The organism is Natronospira sp., assembly GCF_007134575.1.
Lineage (GTDB): Bacteria > Pseudomonadota > Gammaproteobacteria > Natronospirales > Natronospiraceae > Natronospira > Natronospira elongata.
Genome location: NZ_SLKM01000284.1, coordinates 1 through 3,653 on the forward strand (window position 1 = coordinate 1; position 3,653 = coordinate 3,653).

3 protein-coding genes are annotated in these 3,653 nt (G+C 62.7%); all 3 read right to left on the reverse strand.

What is annotated here, in order from left to right; translation table 11 throughout:
• Positions 1-30: 30 nt before the first annotated feature.
• A complete protein-coding gene (locus tag ACJWXQ_RS11490) occupies positions 31-1,392 on the reverse strand; it encodes a Na+/H+ antiporter NhaC family protein (RefSeq protein WP_406672844.1) in 1,362 nt (453 codons plus the stop codon).
• A gap of 65 nt (positions 1,393-1,457) precedes the next feature.
• Positions 1,458-2,438, reverse strand: coding sequence for a DUF4438 domain-containing protein (locus ACJWXQ_RS11495; RefSeq protein ID WP_346051071.1), 981 nt, complete (start codon positions 2,436-2,438; stop codon positions 1,458-1,460).
• Between the two features lie 12 nt (positions 2,439-2,450).
• The coding region (gene pepQ, locus ACJWXQ_RS11500) for a Xaa-Pro dipeptidase (RefSeq protein ID WP_406672845.1) at positions 2,451-3,653 on the reverse strand (1,203 nt) is incomplete at its 5' end.

The following is a 3,653-nucleotide window of genomic DNA, read 5'->3' on the forward strand; positions in this document are numbered from 1 at the left end:
CCTTTTTTCATGGCTGTGATGCCGATATCTTCAAAGCCCCATCATCAAACCCGCCAGGGCATATCCCACCAGCGCCAGAACCCCGGCCACCAGAGCGTAGGGGATCTGGGTGCGGACATGTTCAAGGTGATCACAGCCCGCACCCAGTGAGGAAATGATGGTGGTGTCGGAAATGGGCGAGCAATGATCACCGAAAACGCCACCCCCCATGACTGCCGCCAGGATCAGGGACGGGGGTACATCCATGGCTGCCGCCAGTGGCAGGGCGATGGGAATCAGGATGCCGTAGGTACCCCAGGAAGTGCCGGTGGTAAAGGAAATGATGGCACCGGCCAGGAAGGTCAGTGGGGCGAGCAGGAAAACCGGCAGTGCCGGCCCGAGCATGGCGGCAACAAATTCGCCCGTTCCCAGCCCTCGCATGCTGGCGCCAAGTGCCAGGGCCAGTAGCACCGTGGCCACTACCGGCAGCAGCTTGCCCATGCCCTGAAAGCCCAGTTCCACCAGGCGTCGGTGTTCGAACACGCCGTCCCAGCGGAGCAGCACATAGGCCACCGCCACGGCCAGGGCTGTGGCCCACAGTACCGACTGGGCGCCGGCGCCGGCCAGCAGGCTGCCGTCCCCGGTCAGCCACAGGAAGAACAGGATGCCACCGATCATGGTTCCCACCGGCAGCAGCATGTAGCGGGCACGGGTGGGCTGGATTTCGTCACTATCCACCTGGTTTTCGTCCATCTTCGACTCCGCGGTTTTCAGCGGGCCGTGTACGCGGGTAGTCAGGACGGTGTAAAAGACCAGGGCCAGGGTGAGCAGGGCATAGAAGTTTAGCGGAATGGTCGCGGCCAGCACCGCCACCGGGTTTTCGTACTGGAACTCATCGATCAGCCCCAGCAGATAGGCTCCCCAGCCATTGAACAGTATCAGGATCGCCACCGGTGCACAGGTGGAGTCGATGATATAGGCCAGTCTGGCCCGACTCATGCGGAAGCGGTCGAACAGGCCCCGGGCCACGATACCCGAGGTGAGGATACTCATGTTGGTTTCAATGAAGATCGCGAAACCGGTGAACGTAGGGAGCAACCCGGCCCGGCGGGCATTATTGGTATAGCCGCCGCGAGTCAGCCACTGTACAACCGCCGCCACACCGCCGGAATACTGGATATAATAGAGCAGGGCCCCCACCAGCAGACTGAACATCAGGATGCGGGTGCTGTTGGGGCTCTCGAAGACCGCGGTGGCTCGATCCAGCATGCCGGTAAAGCCACCGCCCGGATTGAACCCTGCCAACAGGGTTTCCGACACGAACAGTGCCGCCAGCAGCGCGACGATCACTTCCCGTTTCCAGATCGCCACGGCAATGGCCACCACCGGTGGCAACAGACTCAGCCATTCCATACCTCAGGGCTCCGGGGCAGGGCCAGCCGGCGGCCCCGGCGGGGCCACCGGTGGCTTCCTTGGATTCAACGGATGGGCAGGAGATTGATGAGGTTCATGTCCTCATCATCCACCAGCTCGATATTGCCGGAAGGTGAAGTGAGCAGCGTGGTGACGCCAGGGCCGTGGCCGGCCACACCGCTGATGCCATGAACGACTACGCCAACACTGATCGCACCACCCCGGTAGATGCGACCGAATTTGTGGTCGGCATCCGTGATGGCAACGATGTCACCGAAGCGAAGACGGTCAAGCCCATACCGTTCCACGACCTCCTCGTCGAAGAACTGGATGTCGTAGTCGCCGGTGAAGACATGATTTCGGCCCAGACCGGAGCCCATGATCTTTGCCGGGATGCGGACGCTGACGGGGACTACCAGCCGATCCTGCTCGTCCAGCCCCATGCCGCGTTCCGTCATGGCCTCCAGTAGGTCCGGGCTCATGTTGCGAATGTAGATGTCGTCGGCATTGCGGGCTTCCATGCCCAGGCCCACGGCCCGGATCTGCATCCGGTCTCCCACCACCAGATCGTCATAGACCTCGTCGGGGAAATCCACCATGACATTCTCAATGCCGCCATGCTTGCCGATCACACGGCCTTCCGCGCCGGCAGCCTCACCACTGATGATGCGCACCCGATTGCCTATCTGGGCCAGTACATTCAGGGCCCGGTTGGCGGTATCACCCGGCGAACCGTTACGAATGCTGACAGCCGGCTCCACATGATCCCCCGCCATGTGCACGGCGGAGTCGCCGGTTCGGAAGTTGTAGGTAATGCCACCCGTGCCCGGGGCGGCCGCGACGGTGCCATCCGGCGATACCCGCAGGGGTGGGTCGGCCTGATGGGGCTGGGTAATCTCGCCAATCACGGCCTGTTCCACCAGTTTGTCCAGATTGACTTCCAGGGGGGTGACATCCCGGGCCTCAGTCTCGCTGGCACAGCCGGCCAGCAGAAGGGCGGCAATCAGTCCCAGCAATTTTACGTTGGGGGCAAAGACTCGTTGCATTCCAGCTCCTCCTTACAGCTTGTCGAAGGCATTCCGGGTCATGTTTTCATGCCCGTCGGCGGTGACCACCACGTCGTCTTCAATGCGGATGCCGCCGAAGGGGCGGAAGCGGTCCACCTGGGTCCAGTTGATGGCCTTCCCTTCCTCGCTTTCCCGGATCGGGTCCAGAAGCTTGTCGATGAAGTACAGACCCGGTTCCACCGTGAGACTCTGGCCGGCGTCCAGCTTGCGGGTGGTGCGCAGATGGGGATGGGCGGCCGGTGGCGGCTCCCGGCTGCCATCGGGGCCGGCCATATGGCCCCCCACATCGTGGACTTGCAGGCCAATGAGATGGCCCAGGCCGTGGGGGAAGAACTTGCGCGTCAGCCCACTTTCAAAGGCCTCTTCCGCCGAAACGGTAATGAAGGACCAGTCGGCAAGCAGGCGGGACAGGGCCCGGTGGGTCTGATCGTGGAGGTCGCCGAAAGAGATGCCGGGACGCAGCTGCTCACAAAGACCCCGCTGGAGGGCATCCATCTCGTCAATCAGGCGGGAAAAGTCGGCGTCACCCCCGGACCAGGTCCGGGTTATATCGGATGCATACCCCTTGAAGGCGGCACCGGCATCGATCAGAAAGGAGCGGGCCTCGGCCGGGGCCTGGCGTTCCAGATGGTCATAGTGGAGGGTGGAACCGTTCTCGTTGAGGGCAATGATGGCCGGGTAGGGGAGCTCGGCCTGGGTGTGGCTGCAGGCAGTGCAGAAGGCCTGATGAATCTCGAATTCGCTCGCCCCCTCACGGAATGCCCGTGCCGCGGCCTGGTGCGCTTGTGCCCCGAGTCGGTTGGCCTCGCGCATGCATTGGATTTCGTAATCCGTCTTCCAGGCCCGGTAATAGTGGAGATGATTGAGCAGATCCTCCGGGTTGCGTCGGCATTCACCCAGAGCCGCCGGCGGTGCCTCACCCAGATAGACGGGGTGGCGAAGGGCCACCAGTTGCTTGTCGATCTCGCTGCTGTCCTCGTAGAGCTCGATCTCGAAGGCCCCGGTCCAGTCCCCCTCCGGCGCCTCCGGGGTCTTGTGCCAGAAATCGTTGGGCGCGTGCAGGAGCAGGCGGGGACGCTGGCCGGCCTGATAGACCAGATAGCTGCCCGGATGTCTGGTCAGGGGCGCCCAATAGTTGAAAAGGGGGTTCACCTTGAAGGGATAGGCGATATCATCGAGAAAACGCTGGTGCAC

What these genes read in the sequence shown, in the direction of transcription:
- ACJWXQ_RS11490 (WP_406672844.1), bottom strand. Translation starts at nt 1,392, where the DNA reads ATGGAATGGCTGAGTCTGTTGCCACCGGTGGTGGCCATTGCCGTGGCG.
- ACJWXQ_RS11495 (WP_346051071.1), bottom strand. Translation starts at nt 2,438, where the DNA reads ATGCAACGAGTCTTTGCCCCCAACGTAAAATTGCTGGGACTGATTGCC.